The following is a 19,777-nucleotide window of genomic DNA, read 5'->3' on the forward strand; positions in this document are numbered from 1 at the left end:
CCTTAGCCAACAATAAATTGGAGCAGCAAAGGCCGCCATTTCATGCTAAATGGCTGTTGTAGCTTACCAAAGCGAGGACACAAAGTGAGGAGTTACGCTATGCGGAAGATGATTATTGCCATGGTCGCGGTGATCGCGGTCAGCGGCTGCACCAGCACCGAGCAGGATGTGGTTGGCGGCGGCTTGATTGGCGCTGGCATCGGCGGCCTGGTCGGCGGCGGCAAGGGCGCGCTGATTGGCGCGGCTGTCGGCGCCGGGTCTGGCCTGTTGGTTCGCAGGCTGCAGAACGGTTATTGCCAGTATCGCGACCATCGCGGCCGGATCTACACGGCCCGCTGCAACTGATGCGACAACCGACATAGTGTCGATCCGGAGACCGATCTTACGGTCTCCGGATTTGCGCGGTGAGCGTCTCGTCTGTGTTGCGCCGGCTAACTTTCAGCCCGTCAATGGAATTCTGATTTCCACCTTCAGGCCTTCGGCCTGAAAATCGCGCTTGATCGTGCCGCGCAGCTCGCGCGTGACGTTGAGGTCGATCAGTTTCGTGCCAAATCCGGTCTGCGCGGGCGCCTCGATCGTCGTGTTTCCGCTCTCCCGCCAGTTCAGCACCAGGATGCGGTCGCGGCCTCGCCCTTCGAGCGACCAATCGACCTTCAGCGCGCCATCACCTCCAAGCGAATTGGCATTCTTGAGCGAATTGGCGGAATTTCCGGCTTCCCCGTATTTGAGCGCATTGGTCGCCAATTCGTGGAAGGTAAGGCCCAGCGCCTGCGTCGTGGTCTCGTCGAGCAGCACTTCGGGGCCCGACAAGAGCCCGTCCGGCAATTCCTTGCCGAACACCTGGCCAAGCTCGATGCGCAACAGATCGGCGAGGTCGGCCTTCTGCCAGCGCGAGCGCGTCAGCATGTCCTGGGAGGCCGCCATTGCCTGCAGCCTGGCCGAGAAAGACGAAGAAAACTCCTCGAAATCAGTGGCTCGCGAAGCGGTCTGTCGCGCGATCGCCAGCACCCGCGTGATCGAATTCTTGATGCGATGTTTCATTTCCTGCAGCATCAGATCCTTTTCGAGCAAGCTCTTTTCCGTCGTCTCGTGCAAAGCCGACACTGCTTCGTAGGCCCGCTCCTGATAGCGCGCCACCAGTGCGATGGCGCCCGCCAGAAGCAGGCCGAACAGCCCGAGCATCACCGGAATGGCGCGCGACGACGGCTGCGAAAAGGCACTGGTCGGCCTGAACAGCACGTTCCACGGGCGGCCGGCCACCGTGATCTTGCGGGTGACCAGCAGCTGGTTTCCGAAGGACGAAGCCGGCGGCGTCTCCGACCGGAACAGCAGGTTATCGCCATTGATCGCGCCGTCATAGATTTCGGTGTTGACCGGCAGCAGCGGCGCGCGGCTGAGAGCGATCTGGAACAGATCCCGAGCCCGAAAGGCTGCATAAAGAAAGCCCGCGGTCGAGGATCGCGATGCATTGATGACCTCCGGCGCGGTTTCGACATTGAGCCGCACGAACACGAAGAAGCCGGTGAAGGTCTGCGCCGCGCCGGTGCCCTGGCCGAGCTGCACCAGCCCGCTCGCGTGCTGCTGGTCATCGGACATCGCCTTTTCGATCGCCTCGCGCCGCACCGGTTCACTGAACATATCGTAGCCGATGCCGGCCTGGTTGGACGGATCCAGCGGTTCGAAAAGCACGATCGGCGTGCGCCAGGGCTGCGTCGTATCCGGATAGACCGGACGGCTGGCGCCCTGGTCGCGGAGGATGTCGCGTTCGACCGCCGCCTCGTCGCCCGTCTTGACGAGCCGCAGGAACCCGATGCCGCGCAGGCCGGCGAAATTATTGTCGACATTCAGCGCGCTGAAGAATGCGTTGAACTCGTTCTGGGAGATGTCGCCGTTGCGGGCGTCGAACAGCGCCTGTGTCGACCGCAGCAGCGACAGATGCAGGTCGATACGGCTCTCGATCCGGTTGAGCGCGTCGTCGGCCGTCGCCTCGAACTTGATGCGGGCGGCTTCCTGCGTCGCGAAATAGGCGAACCCCGCCATGGTCATGCTGATCAGCGCAACGGCGATGAACGCGACGATTGGAAAAAATTTCTTCAACGGATCGTGTAGCCCTTGAGCATCGGACCTTTATGGGCAACTCGCGGGGCCAAGACAATGGCACGGCCAAGCCATGGTGCCAGCTGGTACATCACATGCCCGGCAACCGGGCATGTCTGATCGCCTTCGCCGGCCGCCAACAGGCTCAGGCGGCGATCTTCAACGCGCCCGGACCGGGAATGGCACCGGGAGGACATTTGCCCAGGATGATCATGCCGAGTACCTCGTCCTGGGTCACATCGGTGGTGCGCGCCGTGCCGACGACCTGGCCGTTTTTCATCACGCAGACGCGGTCGGCCAGTTCGAACACATCGTGGATATCGTGGCTGATCAGGAAGATGCCGATGCCGTCGGACTTGAGCTGTCTGACCAGTTCGCCGACCTGCGCCGTTTCCTGCGGACCGAGAGCCGCCGTCGGCTCGTCCATGATCAGGATGCGGGCGTTGAACAGGATCGCGCGTGCGATCGCCACCGACTGCCGCTGCCCACCCGACAGTTTGATCACCGGCTCCTTGAAGCGCTGGAAGCGGGGATTGAGCCGGCCCATCACCTTGCGCGCCTCGGCCTCCATCGCAACGTCGTCGAGCGTGCCCCAGGCGGTCATCAGCTCGCGGCCGAGAAACAGGTTGGCTGCGGCATCGACATTGTCCGCCAACGCCAGCGTTTGGTAGATCGTCTCGATGCCTTGTTTCTTGGCATCGCGCGGGTTGGAGATCGTTGCTTCTTCGCCATTGACGAAGATCTGCCCTGCGTCGCGCTTGTAGGCGCCGGACAGGATCTTGATCAGGGTCGACTTGCCGGCGCCGTTGTGGCCGAGCAGCGCCACGACCTCGCCGGGAAACAGATCGATCGAGGCGTCGTCGACCGCGCGAATGCCGCCGAACGCGATCGAGATGTTGCGCATGTCGATCAGCGCGGAGGCAGCAGGAGCAGTGTTGTCAGTCATGGCGGTGTTCACTTTTTGGATCTTGCTCAGACGCGCTTTCGATAGACGGTATCGAGCCAGACGGCGATGACCAGCACGGCGCCGACGACGATGCTCTGCAGCGGCGAGTCGACGCCGAGCAGCACCATGCCCGATTGCAGCGATTGCATCAGCAGCGCGCCGAGCATGGCCCCGATGATCGTTCCCGAGCCGCCGGCAAGCGACGTGCCGCCGATGACGGCGGCCGCGATGACCAGCAGTTCGTCGAGCGTCCCGAGCGCATTTGTGGCCGAATTCTGCCGGGCCGACGAGATCGCGGCGGCGATCGTGGCCAACACCCCCATGATCATGAACACCTTCATGGTGATCCAGCGCGTGTTGATGCCGGCGAGATTGGCGGCTTCCGGGTTGCCGCCGATGGCAAAGACATAGCGGCCGAAACGGGTGCGTTTGGTGATGAAGGTCATGACCAGCCCGACGGCGATCGCCATCAGCACCGGTATGGCGATGCCATGGGCAATGAACAGGCCGCCCTCGGGCACGGTGATGTTGTTGGCGGCCGCGTATCGGTTCACGATGCCGACAGGCCAGGGATAGGAGTTGGCCAGCCACACGGCTCCCATGATGACGGCGCAGGTGACCGCGCCGAGCAGCGTCTCGGCCCAGATCGGACGCAGCGGAAAACGAAACCGCTTGCGCTGCACCCGTCCATTGAACAGCGCAAACACCACGCCAAGGCAAGCGACGATCCCGACGACCCAGCTCCATGTCGCGCCGATCGATCCCGCCGGTCCACCGCCCATCAACTGGAAGGTGGCATTGAGCGGCGCCACGGTCTGGCCGCTGGTGATCCACCAGGCGGCACCGCGCCAGACCAGCAAGCCGCCAAGCGTCACGATGAAGGCCGGCACTTCGAGATAGGCGATGATGAAACCTTGAAAAGCGCCGATCAGCAAGCCGAGCGCCAGGCCGATGACCAGCGCCAGAACCCAGATCCACGGATTGCCGAGTTCGAGCCCGACAAACCGCACCAGGAAATGCACTTGCGCAAAGCCCATCACCATGCCGATCAAGCCCTCGGCGGAGCCGACGGACAGGTCGATATTGCGCATGACGATCACCAGCACCATGCCGCAGGCCATGATGGCGACCGCGGATGTCTGCACCGACAGGTTCCACAGATTGCGCGGCGTGAGAAAGGTACGACTGTCGAAATCGAACGGATTGACGCCGAGGCGCAGGCTGGAAATGACGTGCAGCCCGATCCAGATGACCAGCAGCGCGCCGATCATGCCGAGCATGCGGGTATCGATCTCGGTCGCCTTCAGGAACCGGGCGACCGCGCCGAGTTCCGACGCGCGCGCGGTGTCGCCCTGCGGGGTAGTGGACGTGATGTCGGTCATGATTTCCTCGCACCGGCTGGCCGTCTGACGCGGATACCGAAACCCAGCCTAGAAGCTATCCGCCTGATGCGGAAAAACAAATCTTTTTGAGAAAACGCCGCGGCTTGGGGCCGCGGCGTTGAGAATGCAGGAAGAGGCCAGCCCTTTAGTTGCAGGCCGCGACGCTGCCGGCGGCGACACCCGCGCAGACCTCGTCCTTCTTGATCCAGCCTGCGTCGATGACGAGGTTGAGATTATCCTTGGTGATGGCAACCGGGGTCAGGAACAGCGACTTGACGGTGTTGCCGCCCGGGGTCGTGAAGTCCTTGGCGCCGGCGATCTCGGCCGTCTTCTTGCCGTCGGCCAGCTGCGAGGCGATCTCGGCGGCGGTCTTGCCGAGCTCGCGAGCATCTTTCCACACCGACACGGTCTGCGTGCCGAGCGCGATGCGGTTCAGCGCGGCGTGGTCGCCGTCCTGGCCCGAGACCGGCACGGTGCCGGCAAGACCTTGCGCCGTCAGCGCCGCGACGACGCCGCCGGCGGTGCCGTCATTGGCCGCGACCACGGCGTCGACCTTGTTGTCGTTGGCGGTCAGGAACTGTTCCATGTTCTTCTGGGCGTTGGCAGGCAGCCAGCCGTCCGTGTAAGCCTCGCCGACATTCTTGATCTTGCCGCTGTCGATAGCCTCCTTGAGCACTTCCATCGAGCCCGAGAACAGGAAATCGGCATTCGGATCGGAACCCGAGCCCTTGATGAAGACATAGTTGCCTTCCGGCTTGGCCTTGAACACTTCGCGGGCCTGCATGCGGCCGACTTCCTTGTTGTCGAAGGTCAGGTAGAAGACGTCCTTGTTCTCGATCAACCGGTCATAGCCGACGACCGGAATGCCTTCGTCCAGCGCCTTCTGCACCGCCGGGCCAATGGCCGAAGCATCCTGCGCCAGGATGATCAGCGAGTTGGAGCCCTGCGAGATCAAGCTCTCGACATCGGTGAGCTGCTTGCCGGGATTGGACTGCGCGTCGGCGGAGATGTACTTGTCGCCGGCTGCCTCGATCGCCGTTTTCATGGCGGCTTCGTCGGTCTTCCAGCGCTCTTCCTGGAAGTTGGACCACGAAACGCCGATGACCTTGTCCTTCGCCTGGGCGACCGACGCAAGCGTCAGCGACATGGCGACACCCGCCAGGATGGCAGCTGTGAATCTTCTCATGTTATCCTCCCTGCGCCGCGTAAGGCGCGACCAAACTGGCCCGAAGGCCGGCACAGAGGCTCTATTTTTTCGAGCCTCGAAAAAACACTGGTCCATCCCCGGAACGCTGTCAACATCGATTCTGATGGATTTTGATGTCCTCTCGAATTTTTTTCGAGCCCCGAATAAATAATGACAGCACCGCATGCTTCTGCCAGTATTTGCCCACGTTGCCGGCAGCGTTCGAGGGACAGGAAGAACCACGGCGACAGGGAGGATATGAGAGAAGCATGTCGGTCGGAATCCGTCACGACGATTTGCGTCGGCGCAACCGGGCGATGGTGATCGCGGCCGTACGCCGTGCCAGCCAACCCTCGCGCACCGAGATCGCCGCGACCACCGGCCTCAGCCACTCGACCATATCGGCGATTTCCTCCGACCTCATCGGCGAAGGCATCCTGACCGAGGGCAAGCCGAGCGAGACGGGCTCGCTGAAACGCGGGCGCCCACAGGTCGGCCTCGGCCTCAACCCGGAGGCGGCGGCGGTGATGACCGTGGTGCTGTCGCTGAACTTCCTGTCCGTCGCCGTCATCGACTATGCCGGCCAGGTGATCGCCGAGGAGCAGCGCCGGCTGGACACGCTGACCATGGCGCGCGAGGCGCTGATCGGCGAATGCGTCGCCATCGTGCGGCGCCGGATCGAGGACCCCGACCTCGACGTCCGGCGCGTCGCCCGCATCGCGCTGGCGATCCAGGGCATCACCGACACCGATGCGCGGTCCATGCTGTGGTCGCCGATCACGCCGCAGACCGATATCGCCTTCGCCGACATACTCGAGGCCGAGTTCGGCATTCCCGCCACCACGGAGAATGACTGCAACATGATGGCGGTGGCGCTGCGCTGGCGCGATCCCCAGCGCTATCGCGACGACTTCATCGCCATCCTGCTTTCCCACGGCATCGGCATGGGCCTGGTGCTGAAAGGCGAACTGTTCACCGGCACCCATTCCTCGGGCGGCGAGTTCGGCCACATGATCCATCGGCCAGGCGGCGCGCTCTGCCGCTGCGGACGGCGCGGCTGCGTCGAGGCCTATGCCGGCAATTATGCGATCTGGCGCAATGCGAGGCAGCTTGGCGAGGACACCGAGCCGGTCGACGTCAGCGACGCCGACATGCGTACGCTGGCGGCCTCGGCGCGCGAAAAAGACGGACCGGAGCGCGAGGCCTATCGCAAGGCCGGCGAGGCGCTCGGCTATGGCCTCGGCAGCCTGTTCGCGCTGATCGACCCGGCGCCTGTCGCCATGGTCGGCGTCAGCGCCGCCGCTTTCGACCTGATCGAGCCGGCCTTGCGCGAGGCCATCGCCCAGACCGCCGGCGGCCAGCACTCGGAATCGATTTCCTTCGACACCGAGCCCAACGAACTGCCGCTGATCAGGGAAGGTTGCGCCATGCGCGCGCTGACCTTCGTCGACCAGGAGATTTTCGCGCCTGGCGTGCAGGCGAGAGCTGGCACTGGAAAGAACGTAGCCTGAGTGGCGTCCGCCGTCGATGCCGCAGACCATCGTCGATTTTGGATATTGCCGAAGTCGTCCCAATGTCGTCATCCCAGGGCGCAGCAGGAGCGAAGCTCCGTCGCGGAGACCCTGGGATCCTGCCGCGACCGTAGTCGTGGAGTGCAGGGGAGCAGAATTCTGCATCGTGGCAGCACTCCGAAGTCGCGGCACAGGATCCTCGGGTCTGCGCTGCGTCGCTACGCTCCTTGCTACGCCCGTGGATGACGAAGTGACTGCCGTTTTCGGCTAGTCGCAAAACCTCCGAGACCCGCCTTCGGAAGCCCAATCTGACGGAACTTCCGCGCCAAAGACCTAATCTTCCCTGATCGCGTAGCCGGCGCCGCGAATGGTGCGGATGACATCGGGCATGCGGCCATTGTTGACCGCCTTGCGCAGCCGGCCGACATGCACGTCCACCGTGCGCTCGTCGATGTAGATCGTCTCGCCCCAGACATTGTCGAGCAGCTGGCTGCGCGAGAACACGCGGCCGGGATGGCGCATCATGAATTCGAGCAGGCGGAATTCGGTCGGCCCGAGCCGGATCTCGCTTTTCTTGCGATAGACCCGGTGCGATTCGCGGTCGAGCACGATGTCGCCGACCTTGAGCACGCTGGACAGCACTTCCGGCTTGGCGCGGCGCAGCAGCGCCTTGACCCGGGCCATGAATTCCGGCGTCGAGAACGGCTTGACCAGATAGTCGTCGGCCCCGGTGGAAAGGCCGCGCACGCGGTCGCTTTCCTCGCCGCGCGCCGTCAGCATGATGATCGGCAATCGCTCGGTCTCGGCGCGCATTCGCAGGCGCCGGCAGAGTTCGATGCCGGAAACCGCCGGCACCATCCAGTCGAGCACCAGAAGGTCCGGCACGTTTTCCTGCAGCCGGATCTCGGCTTCGTCGCCGCGCGTCACCACCTCGACCTGGTAACCCTCGGATTCCAGATTGTAGCGGAGCAGCACGCCTAACGGCTCCTCGTCCTCCACCACCATGATGCGTGGCGCGATCATCGCCCGGTCACCCCGCCGTCAGGCCGCCGGCGCCGACATCGCCGTTTCGTCCTGCTTCGGACGATTGGCGGGCAGTTGCGTACCGGTCAGGACATAATAGGCATTTTCGGCGATGTTGGTCACGTGGTCGCCGATGCGTTCCAGATTCTTGGCGCAGAACAACAGATGCGTGCAAGCGGTGATGTTGCGCGGATCTTCCATCATGTAGGTCAGCAGTTCGCGGAACACCGAGGTGTATTTGACGTCGATGCGCTCGTCGTTGGCCCGCAGCGTCGTCAGCGCGGCGGCATCGCGCGCCGCATATTCCTCGATCACGCCCTGCACCTGGATCAGCACCAGCTGCGCCATCGCATCGATGGAATGCGACAGGTCACGCGGCGTGGCGGTGAGGCCGACCGTGCCGACGCGCTTGGCGATGTTCTTGGCAAGATCGCCGATGCGTTCGAGGTCGCCGGCCATGCGGATCGAGCCGACGACGTGACGCAGATCGTCGGCCATCGGTTGACGCTTGGCGATCAGCGTGATGGCGCGGTCGTCGAGCTCGCGCTGGCGCGCATCCATGATCGCGTCATCGGAGACGACGCGTTGCGCGAGAGCGTTGTCGGTGTTCAGCAGCGCTTTGGTGGCGCCGCCGACCATCGAACTGGCGAGGTCGCCCATGTCGCTGATCAGCCTGCTGATCTGCCCTAGATCCTCGTCGAAGGCTGCGACTGTGTGTTCGGCCATGACCTTGTCCTCGTGTCTGTAAATTCGCCCGGACTGCTCAACCGAACCGGCCGGTGATATAGTCCTGGGTGCGCTTGTCGTCGGGAGTGGTGAACATCTTGTCGGTAGCGCCCTCCTCGACCAGATAGCCGAGATGGAACATCGCCGTGCGCTGCGACACACGCGCTGCCTGCTGCATCGAGTGGGTGACGATGACGATCGTGTAGTTCTGGCGCAATTCGTCGATAAGTTCCTCGACGCGCGCGGTGGCGATCGGGTCAAGCGCCGAGCAGGGCTCGTCCATAAGGATCACCTCTGGCGAAACCGCGATGGCGCGCGCAATGCACAGGCGCTGTTGCTGGCCGCCGGAAAGACCGGTGCCCGGCTCTTGCAGGCGATCCTTCACCTCGTTCCAGATCGCCGCCTTTTTCAGGCTCGATTCGACAATCTGGTCCATGTCGGCCTTGCCCTTGGCCAAGCCGTGGATGCGTGGACCGTAAGCGACGTTCTCGTATATCGACTTCGGGAACGGATTGGGCTTCTGGAACACCATGCCGACGCGAGCTCTGAGTTCGACGACGTCGATGTTTTTGTCGTAGATGTCCTCGTCGTCCAACGTGATCCTGCCGGTTACCCGCGCCGAGTCTATGGTGTCGTTCATGCGGTTGAGGCAACGCAGGAAGGTGGATTTGCCGCAGCCGGAGGGGCCGATCAGCGCCGTCACCTGGTTCTGGCGGACGTCGAGATTGACGTCGAACAGCGCCTGCTTCTCGCCGTAGAACACGCCGACCTTGTCGCCGCGCATCTTGATCACTTCGTTCGACTTGGCGCTCATCTTGTCGCCCACTGCGTTTTCGAGGGACTGTTCGGTCATGATGTTCATACCAGATGCCTTCTTTTACCAGCGCCGTTCGAAGCGGCGCCGCAGCACGATCGCTGTGATGTTCATGGCCATGAGGAAGACGAGCAGGATGATGATGGCACCCGACATGCGCTCGACGAAGGCGCGCTCTGCCTCGTTGGCCCACATGTAGATCTGCACCGGCAGCGCCGTGGCCGGATCGAAAGGCGTCTTCGGATAGTCGGCGACGAAGGCGACCATGCCGATCAGCAGCAGCGGCGCGGTTTCGCCGAGCGCCCGCGCCAGGCCGATGATGGTGCCGGTGAGGATGCCGGGGGCGGCAAGCGGCAGGATGTGCTGAAACACCATCTGCATCTTGGACGCGCCAAGGCCGAGCGCCGCCGAGCGGATCGATGGCGGCACGGCGGCCAAAGCGGCCCGCGTGGCTATGATGATCGTCGGCAGCGTCATCAGCGTCAACACCAGGCCGCCGACGAAAGCGGCCGAGCGCGGCATGCCGAGGAAATTGATGAACACAGCGAGTCCAAGCAGGCCGAAGACGATCGACGGCACCGCCGCCAGATTGTTGATGTTGACTTCGATCAGGTCGGTGAGACGGTTCTTTTTGGCGAATTCCTCAAGATAGATCGAAGCCGCGACGCCGATCGGCAGCGCCAAGAGCAGCACGATCACCATCATGTAGAACGAGCCTATGATCGCCACGCCCATGCCCGAGGTTTCCGGGCGGCTGGAGGCGCCATAGGAGAACAAACCGGTGTTGAAATGCTCGGCCATCAAGCCCTCGGCCTTGAGCTTGTTCATCCACGCAATCTGCTGGTCCGACACCTTGCGGCGCGCTTCGTCGACACCGAGATCGATCTGGCCTTTGAAGGCGGAGTCGAGATTGGCGGCGGCGAGGATATCGACGTTCCGCGTCGTGCCGATGACCGACGGGTCGGCGGCGACGATGTCGCGCAGCTGGACGCGGGCACCCTCCGACAGGAACCCCTTGAGCTTCATGACCATCGGCTTGTTGGCGGGATCGATGCCGAGCTTGGCGATCAGCGCGTTGTCCGCAAGCTTGGGATAGTTTGCCTTGATCAGCACGCTCGAATCGGTGGCGCGCTTATTGGAGGGATCGATCACCTTCTCGTCGAAGCTGATCGGCAGCGTCACCGTCGTCTGCCAGAAGGCGGTGTAGCCCTTGGAGACGATGGTGACGAGCATGATGGCGAGGAACGCCAGGCCGACCGAGATCGCCAGCACGCCATAGATGCGGAAGCGGCGTTCCGCTGCGTAGCGGGCCTTCAGACCGATGTCGCGGCGCGGATGAGCTGCCGCCGGGACCACAGAACCCATGGGGATGTCGGTCATTCGTACTGCTCCCGGTATTTGCGCACGATGTAGAGCGCGACGATGTTCATCACCAGCGTCAGCGCGAACAGCGTAAGGCCGAGCGCAAAGGCGACCAGCGTCTGCGGCGAGTTGAACTCGAGGTCGCCGGTCAGCTGGTTGACGATCTTGACGGTGATGGTGGTCATCGCCTCGAATGGGTTGATGGTGAGATTGGCGGCAACGCCGGCGGCCAGCACGACGATCATCGTCTCGCCGATAGCACGCGAAGCGGTCAGCAAGATGGCGCCGACGATGCCCGGAAGTGCGGCCGGAAGGATCACCCGCTTGATCGTCTCGGAGCGCGTCGCCCCGAGGCCGAGCGAGCCGTCGCGCATGGCGCGCGGCACCGCGGTGATGATGTCGTCGGACAGCGAGGACACGACCGGGATCAACATGACGCCCATGACCAGGCCGGCGGTGAAGATACTCTGGCCCTGGATGAAGGGGGAGCCGCCGGTCAGCGCTGCCGAGAGATCGCGCAGGAATGGTCCAAGCGTGACCACGGCGAAGATGCCGTAGACGATGGTCGGGATGCCGGCGAGCAGTTCAAGCGCCGGCTTTACCACTGAGCGGACCTTGGGCGTTGCGTATTCGGCCATATAGACCGCGGACATCAGCCCGACCGGCACTGCCACCAGCAGCGCGACGGCAGCGATGTAGAGCGTGCCGGCCAGAAGCGGGATCAGGCCGAATTGGCCCTGGTTTCCGCCCGAACCCGCTGCGGCAAAGCGCGGGTCCCATACGGTGCCGAAGAAGAAGCTCATCGGCGACACGCTTTCGAAGAACTGGATCGTCTGGAACAGCATCGAAAGCACGATGCCGACCGTGGTCAGAATGGCGATGGTCGAGGCGGCGAGCAGCCCCCACAGCATCAGTCTCTCCACATTGTTCCTGGCGCGCGCCCGCGGCGCGATCTGCCTCAGCGCATAGAAGGCGCCGGCAATCGACAAAGCCAGGATTACGGCCGCACCGAACAGTCCAAGCCTGTCCTGGACCTTGTTCGCCTCGATGGCGATCGGGATCATGTAGTCCTGGGTGTCTGTCGCGAGCGCCACGCCCTTGGCGGCAAGCAGCGGCTGCAGTTCGGCAAAGCTTGCGGGCAAAACGGTGTTGCCATCGAGCTTGCGCAAGCCCTTGGACAGGCTCTTCACCAGGCTGACATCAAGTGCCTCGCTGGCAACCTTGCTGTCGGCAGTGCGCTCGGGCAGGACGGCGTGAATGTGCCGGTCGAGATAGAAGGAGGAGCCGACGTTCCAGACGGCAAGCAGCAGAAGGGCGGGAAGGACGGCGAGCAAGAAGGCCCACCAGCCGTGGTAATGGGCGCGCGAGTGCGGCTTCACGGTGCCATTTTCATGCGCCGCGGCGCGCTGGCGGCCGATCAGGAACGCGACCACGCCGATGGCGATCACAATGGCGAGTACGAGCAAGGACGACATGGACCGACCCCCGGGGAAATATAGTCGCCAGGCCTATCGCGGCAGGCGACAAGACCAGGGCGCGGACGTGGCCCGCGCCCTGGTCTGGAAGATTGATTACATCGACTTTCCGGTGGTGAACGCGTCGCGCTGGGCCTGACGTTCGGCGTCCGGAGCAGCCACCAGGCCGTATTCGGCAAGCGGGCCTTCCGGGCCGACCATCTGGTCGTCGAGGAAGAATTCGACATATTCCTTCAGGCCCGGGACGACGCCGAGATGCGCCTTCTTCACGTAGAAGAACAGCGGGCGCGAAACCGGGTACTTGCCGCTGGCGATCGTCTCGGTCGAAGGCACGATGCCTTCCACGGTGGCGACCTTCAGCTTGTCGGCATTGTTCTCGTAGAAGGAGAGGCCGAACACGCCAACGCCGGTCTTGTTGGAAGCGATGCGAGCGAGGGTCTCGGTGTAGTCACCGTCGATGTCGACGGCCTTGCCGTCCTTGCGGATGGCGACGCAGGTCTTGCCGATTTCCTTCTCGTCGCTGACGCCGGTGGCCTTGATGGCGGCCTTGTCGCAGCCGGCGTCGAGAAGCTTGGCCTCGAACACTTCGCGGGTGCCGTGCTTCTCACCGGGAATGTAGGCGGCGATATCCCAATCGGGCAGCTTCGGATTGACCTGGCTCCACTTGGTGTTCGGATTGTTGACCAGCTTGCCGTCGACGACCAGCTTGGCGGCGAGCGCCTTGTAGATGTCGGCGGGAACCAGGGCCCAGTCCGGACCCTTGATGTCGGTGGCGAAGACGATGCCGTCATAGCCGATGCGGACTTCCTGGACTTCCTTGACACCAGCGTCGGCGCAAGACTTCAGTTCGTCCTTCTTGATCGGGCGCGAGGAGTTGGCGATGTCGATGGTGTCTTCGCCCACGCCCTTGCAGAATTCCTTGATGCCGGCGCCACTACCGCCGGACTCGACCACCGGGGTCTTGAAGTTGGTAAACGTTTCGCCGAACTGCTCGGCGACGATCTTGGCATAAGGTAGCACGGTCGACGACCCGGCGATCTGAATCTGGTCGCGCGCGGCGGCGAAGCCGGACGACGCGGCGAGCGCAAGCGCCCCGGCCGACGCCGTAAGGAGGAATTTCTTCATGTGGCCTGCTCCTGTTCGGAAGATGGTCTCTCGGCGCCATTTCTTGCCGGCGCCCGCTGAGGCCAATAGCCTTCGATTATAACAGTCGCATGACAGTTTGATGTCAGCCCGGTAACGCGTCGCCGGCACGGGTAAATCCGGGAGCCTCTGGCGTCGACGGCAAGATCCTGGATTGTCCCCGGAATCAGCGGCTTGCACGGCCTGTGCGCTGCGACCGCAACGGATTCGACAGGATTGGATTCAGGCAAAAAAATCCGGACGGGAGCGCGTCGCTCGCAGCCAGAGGGTGTCTGGCCGGGCCATCGCCGAAAACAGGTCCGTTGGGGTAGATTGACGCTGTTTCATGCCGGCGGTCGCTGCTCCCGCCCGTAACTGGAAGGGCGGAATCGATGTCGTCATTGTCCCGGCTGGACGGTGCCTTTGATATGGTGCGATCGCACCATATCCTTGCACGTGGCCGCGGCAGCGAATCCTGGCTGATTCTCTCTGCTCGCTCGCGGATGCCGTGATCAGGCCGACGCGGTGCTATCCGGCGTTGCGCTGGACGTGGCGGCCAGCACCCACCCAGCGCTCGACCTTCTCGAGCAGGGCCCTGGGACTGATCGGCTTGGGCAGATAATCGTCCATGCCCGCCTCCAGGCACCGTTCGCGATCGCCCTTGAGGGCATGCGCGGTGACGCCGACGATCGGCACATGCGTGCCGGTCTCCTGCTCCAGCCGGCGGATCGCGGCGGTCGCCTCGAGCCCGTTCATCTCCGGCATGGAGACATCCATCAGGATCATGCACGGGTTGAGCCTGCCAAAGGCGTCGAGCGCCTTGCGGCCGTTGCCGACGATCTCGAAACCATAGCCGGTCTCGCCAAGGATCTGGGTGAAGACCATCTGGTTCACCTCATTGTCCTCGGCCACCAGGATATCCAGCCTGTGCTCGCCGCCGCCCGTGGCGGGCAGCCGGGGGCGAACCGCGGGGGGCTGCAGCATCGCGCGTTGTTCGGATGGCGCCGGTGCTGCTGGTTCAGGAGTACCGACGCCTCGCCCGTCGGCTGCCGGCGGCTGTGCATGGTTGGCCGTGGTGTGGCGATGCCGCTGGACGGTGGCGACCAGCGTTTCCAGCAGCACCGAGGACCGCGCCGGCTTGATCAGCTGGGCATCGATGCCGAGATCACGGTAGCTGGTGTTGGCGAGCGACTGGTCGACCGAGGTCAGCATGATGATCGGCGTGTCGGCGAGCCCGGCGGTGTTGCGCACGACGCGAGCCATCTCGGCGCCGCTCATGCCAGGCATCTGGTAATCGAGCACGACGCAGTCGACCGGCACTCCATAGGCGGCGGCGGCGATCAGCACCTTGAGCCCCTCGGCGCCGCTTTCGGCCGCGCAGGAATCAAAGGTCCATGAGGTCATCTGCTCGGTCAGGATGGCCCGGTTGACGGCATTGTCGTCGACGATCAGCACGCGCGCGCCGGTCACGTCCACCGGCGTGATGCGCTGGCCGTTCAGCTGTCCTGCCCTTGGCAGCGTCACCGTGAACCAGAAGGTCGAGCCCTTGCCCTCGGCGCTCTCGACGCCGATGTCCCCGCCCATCAGTTCGACCAGTCGCGAGGTGATGGCGAGGCCAAGACCGGTGCCCTCGTGCCGCCTTGTCGAAGAGGTGTCGACCTGGCTGAACTTCTCGAACACCTGTTTCAGTTTTCCCTCGGGAATTCCTATGCCGGTGTCGGTGACCGAGATCGTCAGGCTGGTCCCTGCCGGAACCCGTTCGCCGGTCACGTCGACCAGCACATGGCCTTCCTCGGTGAACTTGACCGCATTGCCGAGCAGGTTGGTGACGATCTGCCTGATGCGGCCGACATCGCCTATGAACAGGCTTTCAAGCCCCGGTTCGATGCGCACGATGAGTTCGAGATCCTTCTCCTTGGCCCGTGTCGACACCAGCGTCGCCACGTCCTCGATCGCCTCGGCGAGGTTGAACGGCGCGGGATCGAGCACCAGCTGCCCGGCATCGATCTTGGAGAAATCCAGGATATCGTTGATGATGGTCAAAAGCGCGTTGCCCGATTTGACGATGATGTCGGTGAACGTCTTCTGTTTCGGATCGAGATTGGATTTGGCCAGGAGTTCGGCCATGCCGAGCACGCCGTTCATCGGCGTGCGGATCTCATGGCTCATATTGGCCAGGAATTCCGATTTGGCGCGGTCGGCGAGCACGGCGCGCTGGCGGGCCTCGCCGAGTTCCGCCTCGCGTTGCTTAAGCTCCGTGATGTCGGTGGTCGAACCGATCAGGTAGAGCGAACCGTCGGACGCGATCATCGCGCCCTTGCGCGCGAACTGATGCCTGACAGTTCCGTCCGGAAGGGTTACCGTCTCCTCGATCTCCTGGGTGTCGCCGGTGCGCAGCACGGCGAGATCACTGGCCACGAAGGCCTCGCCATCCGGCCCGAAGATCTCGACGTCGGTCCTGCCGATTGCGTCTTGCTTGCTGAAGCCGGTGAGATCGCACCACCCCTTGTTGACGTAGAATTGCCTGAGATCGGACCGCTTGGCGTAGATCGACACCGGAACGTTGTCGATCAGGCTGCGGAACACCTCGTTCTCGCGCATGCTTTCTTCCAGCGCCCGCTCGCGCGCCTTGACGTCGGTGATGTCGGTGCTGGAGCCGACCAGATGCACCGATCCGTCTGTCGCCACCAAGCGGCTCTTGCGCGTCATCAACTGCCGCACCGATCCGTCGCGATGGGTGACGGGCTCCTCGATCTCGCGGCCCTTGCCGGTGGTCACGACCTCGGCGTCGTCCTGGCTGTAGTTTTCCGCATCGTCCGTGCCGAACAGCTGGCGGTCGGTCCGGCCGATGACGTCTTCCTTGGCGATGCCGGTCAGTGCGCACCAGGCCTTGTTGACGAATTCGATGCTCAGATCCTGCGCCTTGATGAAGGCCGCCACAGGCAACTCGTCCATGACGTGGCGGAACAAGTCGATCTGGCGCATGCTGTCGCGCAGCGCCGCCTCACGGCTCTTGATCTCGGAGATATCGACCCGAACGCCGATGAACGTGCCGTCGTCGGTACGCATGTCGTAGACCTGGTACCAGCGGCCGTCTGAATTGTGGCGCTCGAAGGACGAATAGGGCAGATGATAGCGGGCAAGGATGCCGTCCAGCCAGCGCTCGCGATCACCGTCGTAAAGTCGATCGACCTGCGGATCGCCGCTTGAGCGGAAATAGCCGACCGAATGGCCGAGCGTGAGCGCGTCGCGCAAGGAACGGCCGGCCTGCCATGCCGGTTTCAACGCCGGCAGCGTGTCCTGCATCCTATGGTTGGCGAAGACGAAATTGTCGTCGCGATCGTAGATGATCACGGCCGCCGGCAGCGATTCCAGCACGCTGGCGAGGTGTTTGCGCGCTTCCTGCGCCTCGGTCTCGCGCCGCTTCATGTCGGAAATGTCGAACAGGAAGCCGGCGACGTAGTTGCGGCCGCTTGCCATCCCGACACGGTTCTTCCGGACGATGCGAGAACGGCTGGCGCCGTCGGCCTCGAAACTTTCTTCCACTTCGTAGAGCCGTCCGCTCGCAAGCACCTCCCGTTCGCTGCTTTCGAAGAGGGCGACCTCGGCCGGCGCGAGAAAATCGCCGCCTGGCTTGCCGAGCATGGCTTGCCGCGTCTGGCCAAACAGGGCCGCGAACGCCTCGTTGACGAAGACGAAGCGCAGATTGTCGTCCTTGACGAAGATCGGATCCTTGACGCCGTTGATCACGGCTTCCGCCAGCCGCGCCTTTTCCAACGCTTCGGCAAGCTCTGCCTCGCGGTCCTTCATGTCGGTGACATCGACATAGGAGATCAGCCGCTTGCCGCCTGCCAGCGGCGCCAGCGACGCTATGAGCGTGCGCCCGTCATTGCGCGGCAATTGCCTGGAGCCCGCCACGCCGGCCCTGATTTCGGCTTCGCGCGCGGCCATATGGCTCTGCCATGCGATGTCGTCGGCTCCATGGGGATCGATGTCGCGACTGGCCTGCATCAGCTCGCGAAAATCGCAGCCGATCCCGGCGTGGCGGGGATCGATCTTCCAAAACTCGTGGAAGGCGCGGTTGATCACCTCCGCACGCATGTCCGCATCGAGGACAAGGACGCCGATCGGCATTGAATCGACCATCGTGCGAAGATTGGCGAAGGTCTCGGTGATCTTGGCGTTGGCGCTCTCGATCTCGGCATCGCGGCGCTTGAGCTCGCTGACGTCGTAATAGGTCAACAGCCGCCTGCCCCCGGACAGCGCCGTCACCGAGAACATCATCGTCCTGCCATTGGCATGGACAAACTCGCGTGGCGCCACGGAGCCGGCGCGTATCTCCTCGATGCGGCTGGCGAGGTAACGCTGCCATTGCTGTTCGTCGAGGTCGCCGTAGATGCCATTGCGGCGGTTGAGTTCCATCAACAGGCTGAACGGCGCGCCGGCGGTGACAGAGCCGTCCGCGATCCTGGAGAGGTCGCGATAGGCCTTGTTGACGATCAGCGTGTCGAGCCGGGCATCCAGTAGCACGACCCCCATGTGCATGGCATCCATCGTCCGCTCGAGATCGGCGAGATGCTGTTCGCCGGTGTCGTCATCGGGCAAATCGTTCTGCCCGAGATCCTCGAACGCGCCGGCAAGCGCCGTGACGTTGCGGCCTATGCCGCGATAGCCCGTGAATTTCCCTTCATCGTCGAACCGAGGAAAGCCTGAAGTCAGAACCCAGCGACAGTCGGCGCGCCCGCCGTTCAGTTCGTAAACGAAGTCGCGAAACGGCCGGTGCGCCTGCAGATCCTCCAGATGCGCTGCGGCGCTGCGGCTGCCTTTCAGGACCTGATTGAGGAAATCGAAGCGAAACCGGCCAAGCACATCAGCCGGATCAATGCCCGTGGCCGCCTGGTAGGTCTGCGAAAGCCAGGAAAAGCGCAGCTCGGCGTCGGTCTCCCAGATCCAGTCCGAGCCGGCCTCGACAAGCTGTCGAAGCACATCAGGCGAATGCATGTCCCGAGCGAACGGTGCCGCGTCGCCGTCATGCGCCGCCACCTTGCGGGGACCACTTGTGCTCCGCGCACCGATTGCTTCGTCCGCTTCCGCCATGCCATCCCCACCCCGAAAACCAGGCCGAACCCTCCCTCCGCGGTTCGTCGGCGGAATGTGCCCGAGAAGCATTAACGATCCGCTAACCTTAACGGCCATATCGGCCTGTTGCGCCTGCGTTATTCAGGGCTCCGAACTCAGGTTGGCAAAGAGGCCTACCAACATCGGCGGTGCCGGCACCTTTTTGTGCCGGGCAACTTTTCATGATAGGAATTTTTTCTTGACAGGGTGAGTGCAGCTATGGTAGATATCTACCTATGGTGCAGATTTGCGCCAATGACCCGCCGCACCGGCGGGTTTTTCGTTTGATGCTTCTCAACCAACACGCAGGCGAACGCTCCGGAGGAACCCGTTAATCGGATTCGTTGCCCTGTTGCGTTATTGCGCCCGGTTGTCGGCTGCATCGAAGCCGCGTTATAACCCACGCAGGGGTGTTGCTGATGTCTGGACGGATGGTGCCTTTCTTCCTGGGTGTGACGCTGCTTTTAGGCAGCGGCTGCTCGCGCAGCTACGACGGCACTGTCATCATCCCGCGGCCGCTCGACGTCAGGCGTTTCTGGGATCGGCCGCCGCCCAATATCGAGTACGGACAGGTGCCAGCCGTCAACGGCGCCTTCCCGGTGGCCCCGCAACCGGAAAGACGCGTTTCGGAGCGCAGAACCACTGGACCGGCCGCGCCGAGACGGCACTTGACCAAGCGTTCCTCCCCGCCTCCCCCGTCCTCCGGCGCGGAGAAACAACTGGCATGCAGGAACGTCAGCGAACCCGGCAAAAGGGTTCGCATGGTCTGCGATTGAAGCAACTTCAGGGGCAGTGTGAAACCGTTTCCCGTCCCGAATGACTTTTAAGGCGAGCCGCTCGGCCTTTCGGTGAAAATCGTTCAGCCGGTCCGCAAAGCCTGTCGATCATTCGGCGGGGAAGAACGCCGGACCCACCACGCGCACCGGCCGCTTGCTCTAGGGGCTGTTGAGAATCATCGAGAATTGATGACGGCAGCGCATGCGTAGATCATCGCGGAGAAGTTGCGATCGGTTTT

14 protein-coding genes are annotated in these 19,777 nt (G+C 63.3%); 3 read left to right on the plus strand and 11 right to left on the minus strand.

What is annotated here, in order from left to right:
* Nucleotides 1-99 precede the first annotated feature (99 nt).
* Entirely contained in the window at nucleotides 100-345 is a 246-nt protein-coding gene (locus NKJ26_RS20930; RefSeq protein WP_027023447.1) for a YMGG-like glycine zipper-containing protein, read from the plus strand.
* A gap of 93 nt (nucleotides 346-438) precedes the next feature.
* Here the strand turns inward: NKJ26_RS20930 and NKJ26_RS20935 are convergent, their stop codons facing one another.
* The 4 genes from NKJ26_RS20935 to xylF form a co-directional block, all read right to left on the minus strand.
* Nucleotides 439-2,097 (minus strand): CHASE domain-containing protein, encoded by a 1,659-nt coding sequence (locus NKJ26_RS20935; protein WP_352696822.1) that lies wholly within the window; start codon nucleotides 2,095-2,097, stop codon nucleotides 439-441.
* Between the two features lie 145 nt (nucleotides 2,098-2,242).
* Nucleotides 2,243-3,043 carry an ATP-binding cassette domain-containing protein gene (locus NKJ26_RS20940; protein WP_352696824.1) on the minus strand — a complete coding sequence of 267 codons (801 nt, stop codon included), beginning with the start codon at nucleotides 3,041-3,043 and terminating at the stop codon, nucleotides 2,243-2,245.
* A 26-nt stretch (nucleotides 3,044-3,069) separates the two neighbouring features.
* Entirely contained in the window at nucleotides 3,070-4,425 is a 1,356-nt protein-coding gene (locus NKJ26_RS20945; RefSeq protein ID WP_352696826.1) for a sugar ABC transporter permease, read from the minus strand.
* 145 nt (nucleotides 4,426-4,570) lie between these two features.
* On the minus strand, nucleotides 4,571-5,611 hold the full coding sequence (gene xylF / locus NKJ26_RS20950) for a D-xylose ABC transporter substrate-binding protein (protein ID WP_352696828.1): 1,041 nt from the start codon (nucleotides 5,609-5,611) through the stop codon (nucleotides 4,571-4,573).
* Between the two features lie 269 nt (nucleotides 5,612-5,880).
* Between xylF and NKJ26_RS20955 the strand changes: the two genes are divergently transcribed.
* On the plus strand, nucleotides 5,881-7,122 hold the full coding sequence (locus NKJ26_RS20955; RefSeq protein WP_352696830.1) for an ROK family protein: 1,242 nt from the start codon (nucleotides 5,881-5,883) through the stop codon (nucleotides 7,120-7,122).
* 333 nt (nucleotides 7,123-7,455) lie between these two features.
* Here NKJ26_RS20955 and phoB read toward each other — a convergent pair whose 3' ends face one another.
* The 7 genes from phoB to NKJ26_RS20990 all read right to left on the minus strand — a co-directional run bounded on the left by phoB (nucleotide 7,456) and on the right by NKJ26_RS20990 (nucleotide 18,741).
* Complete coding sequence (gene phoB / locus NKJ26_RS20960) at nucleotides 7,456-8,145, minus strand: phosphate regulon transcriptional regulator PhoB (protein ID WP_032918995.1); 690 nt, start codon at nucleotides 8,143-8,145, stop codon at nucleotides 7,456-7,458.
* 18 nt (nucleotides 8,146-8,163) lie between these two features.
* On the minus strand, nucleotides 8,164-8,871 hold the full coding sequence (phoU, locus tag NKJ26_RS20965; RefSeq protein WP_352696832.1) for a phosphate signaling complex protein PhoU: 708 nt from the start codon (nucleotides 8,869-8,871) through the stop codon (nucleotides 8,164-8,166).
* A gap of 37 nt (nucleotides 8,872-8,908) precedes the next feature.
* Nucleotides 8,909-9,733 (minus strand): phosphate ABC transporter ATP-binding protein PstB, encoded by an 825-nt coding sequence (pstB, locus tag NKJ26_RS20970; protein ID WP_352600181.1) that lies wholly within the window; start codon nucleotides 9,731-9,733, stop codon nucleotides 8,909-8,911.
* 15 nt (nucleotides 9,734-9,748) lie between these two features.
* Nucleotides 9,749-11,065: a phosphate ABC transporter permease PstA gene (pstA, locus tag NKJ26_RS20975; RefSeq protein ID WP_352600183.1), complete on the minus strand. Its 1,317-nt coding sequence runs from the start codon at nucleotides 11,063-11,065 to the stop codon at nucleotides 9,749-9,751.
* On the minus strand, nucleotides 11,062-12,522 hold the full coding sequence (gene pstC / locus NKJ26_RS20980) for a phosphate ABC transporter permease subunit PstC (RefSeq protein WP_352696833.1): 1,461 nt from the start codon (nucleotides 12,520-12,522) through the stop codon (nucleotides 11,062-11,064). The genes pstA and pstC overlap by 4 nt, the downstream gene beginning before the upstream one ends.
* A gap of 96 nt (nucleotides 12,523-12,618) precedes the next feature.
* Nucleotides 12,619-13,647, minus strand: a complete 1,029-nt coding sequence (locus tag NKJ26_RS20985; protein WP_352696834.1) for a PstS family phosphate ABC transporter substrate-binding protein — start codon at nucleotides 13,645-13,647, stop codon at nucleotides 12,619-12,621.
* 525 nt (nucleotides 13,648-14,172) lie between these two features.
* Complete coding sequence (locus NKJ26_RS20990) at nucleotides 14,173-18,741, minus strand: PAS domain-containing protein (RefSeq protein WP_352696835.1); 4,569 nt, start codon at nucleotides 18,739-18,741, stop codon at nucleotides 14,173-14,175.
* A gap of 440 nt (nucleotides 18,742-19,181) precedes the next feature.
* Here NKJ26_RS20990 and NKJ26_RS20995 point away from each other — a divergent pair, with 440 nt between their 5' ends.
* Nucleotides 19,182-19,538, plus strand: a complete 357-nt coding sequence (locus NKJ26_RS20995; protein WP_352600192.1) for a hypothetical protein — start codon at nucleotides 19,182-19,184, stop codon at nucleotides 19,536-19,538.
* Nucleotides 19,539-19,777 lie beyond the last annotated feature (239 nt).

The sequence above is a fragment of the Mesorhizobium sp. M0152 genome (assembly GCF_040322415.1).
Taxonomy (GTDB): domain Bacteria; phylum Pseudomonadota; class Alphaproteobacteria; order Rhizobiales; family Rhizobiaceae; genus Mesorhizobium.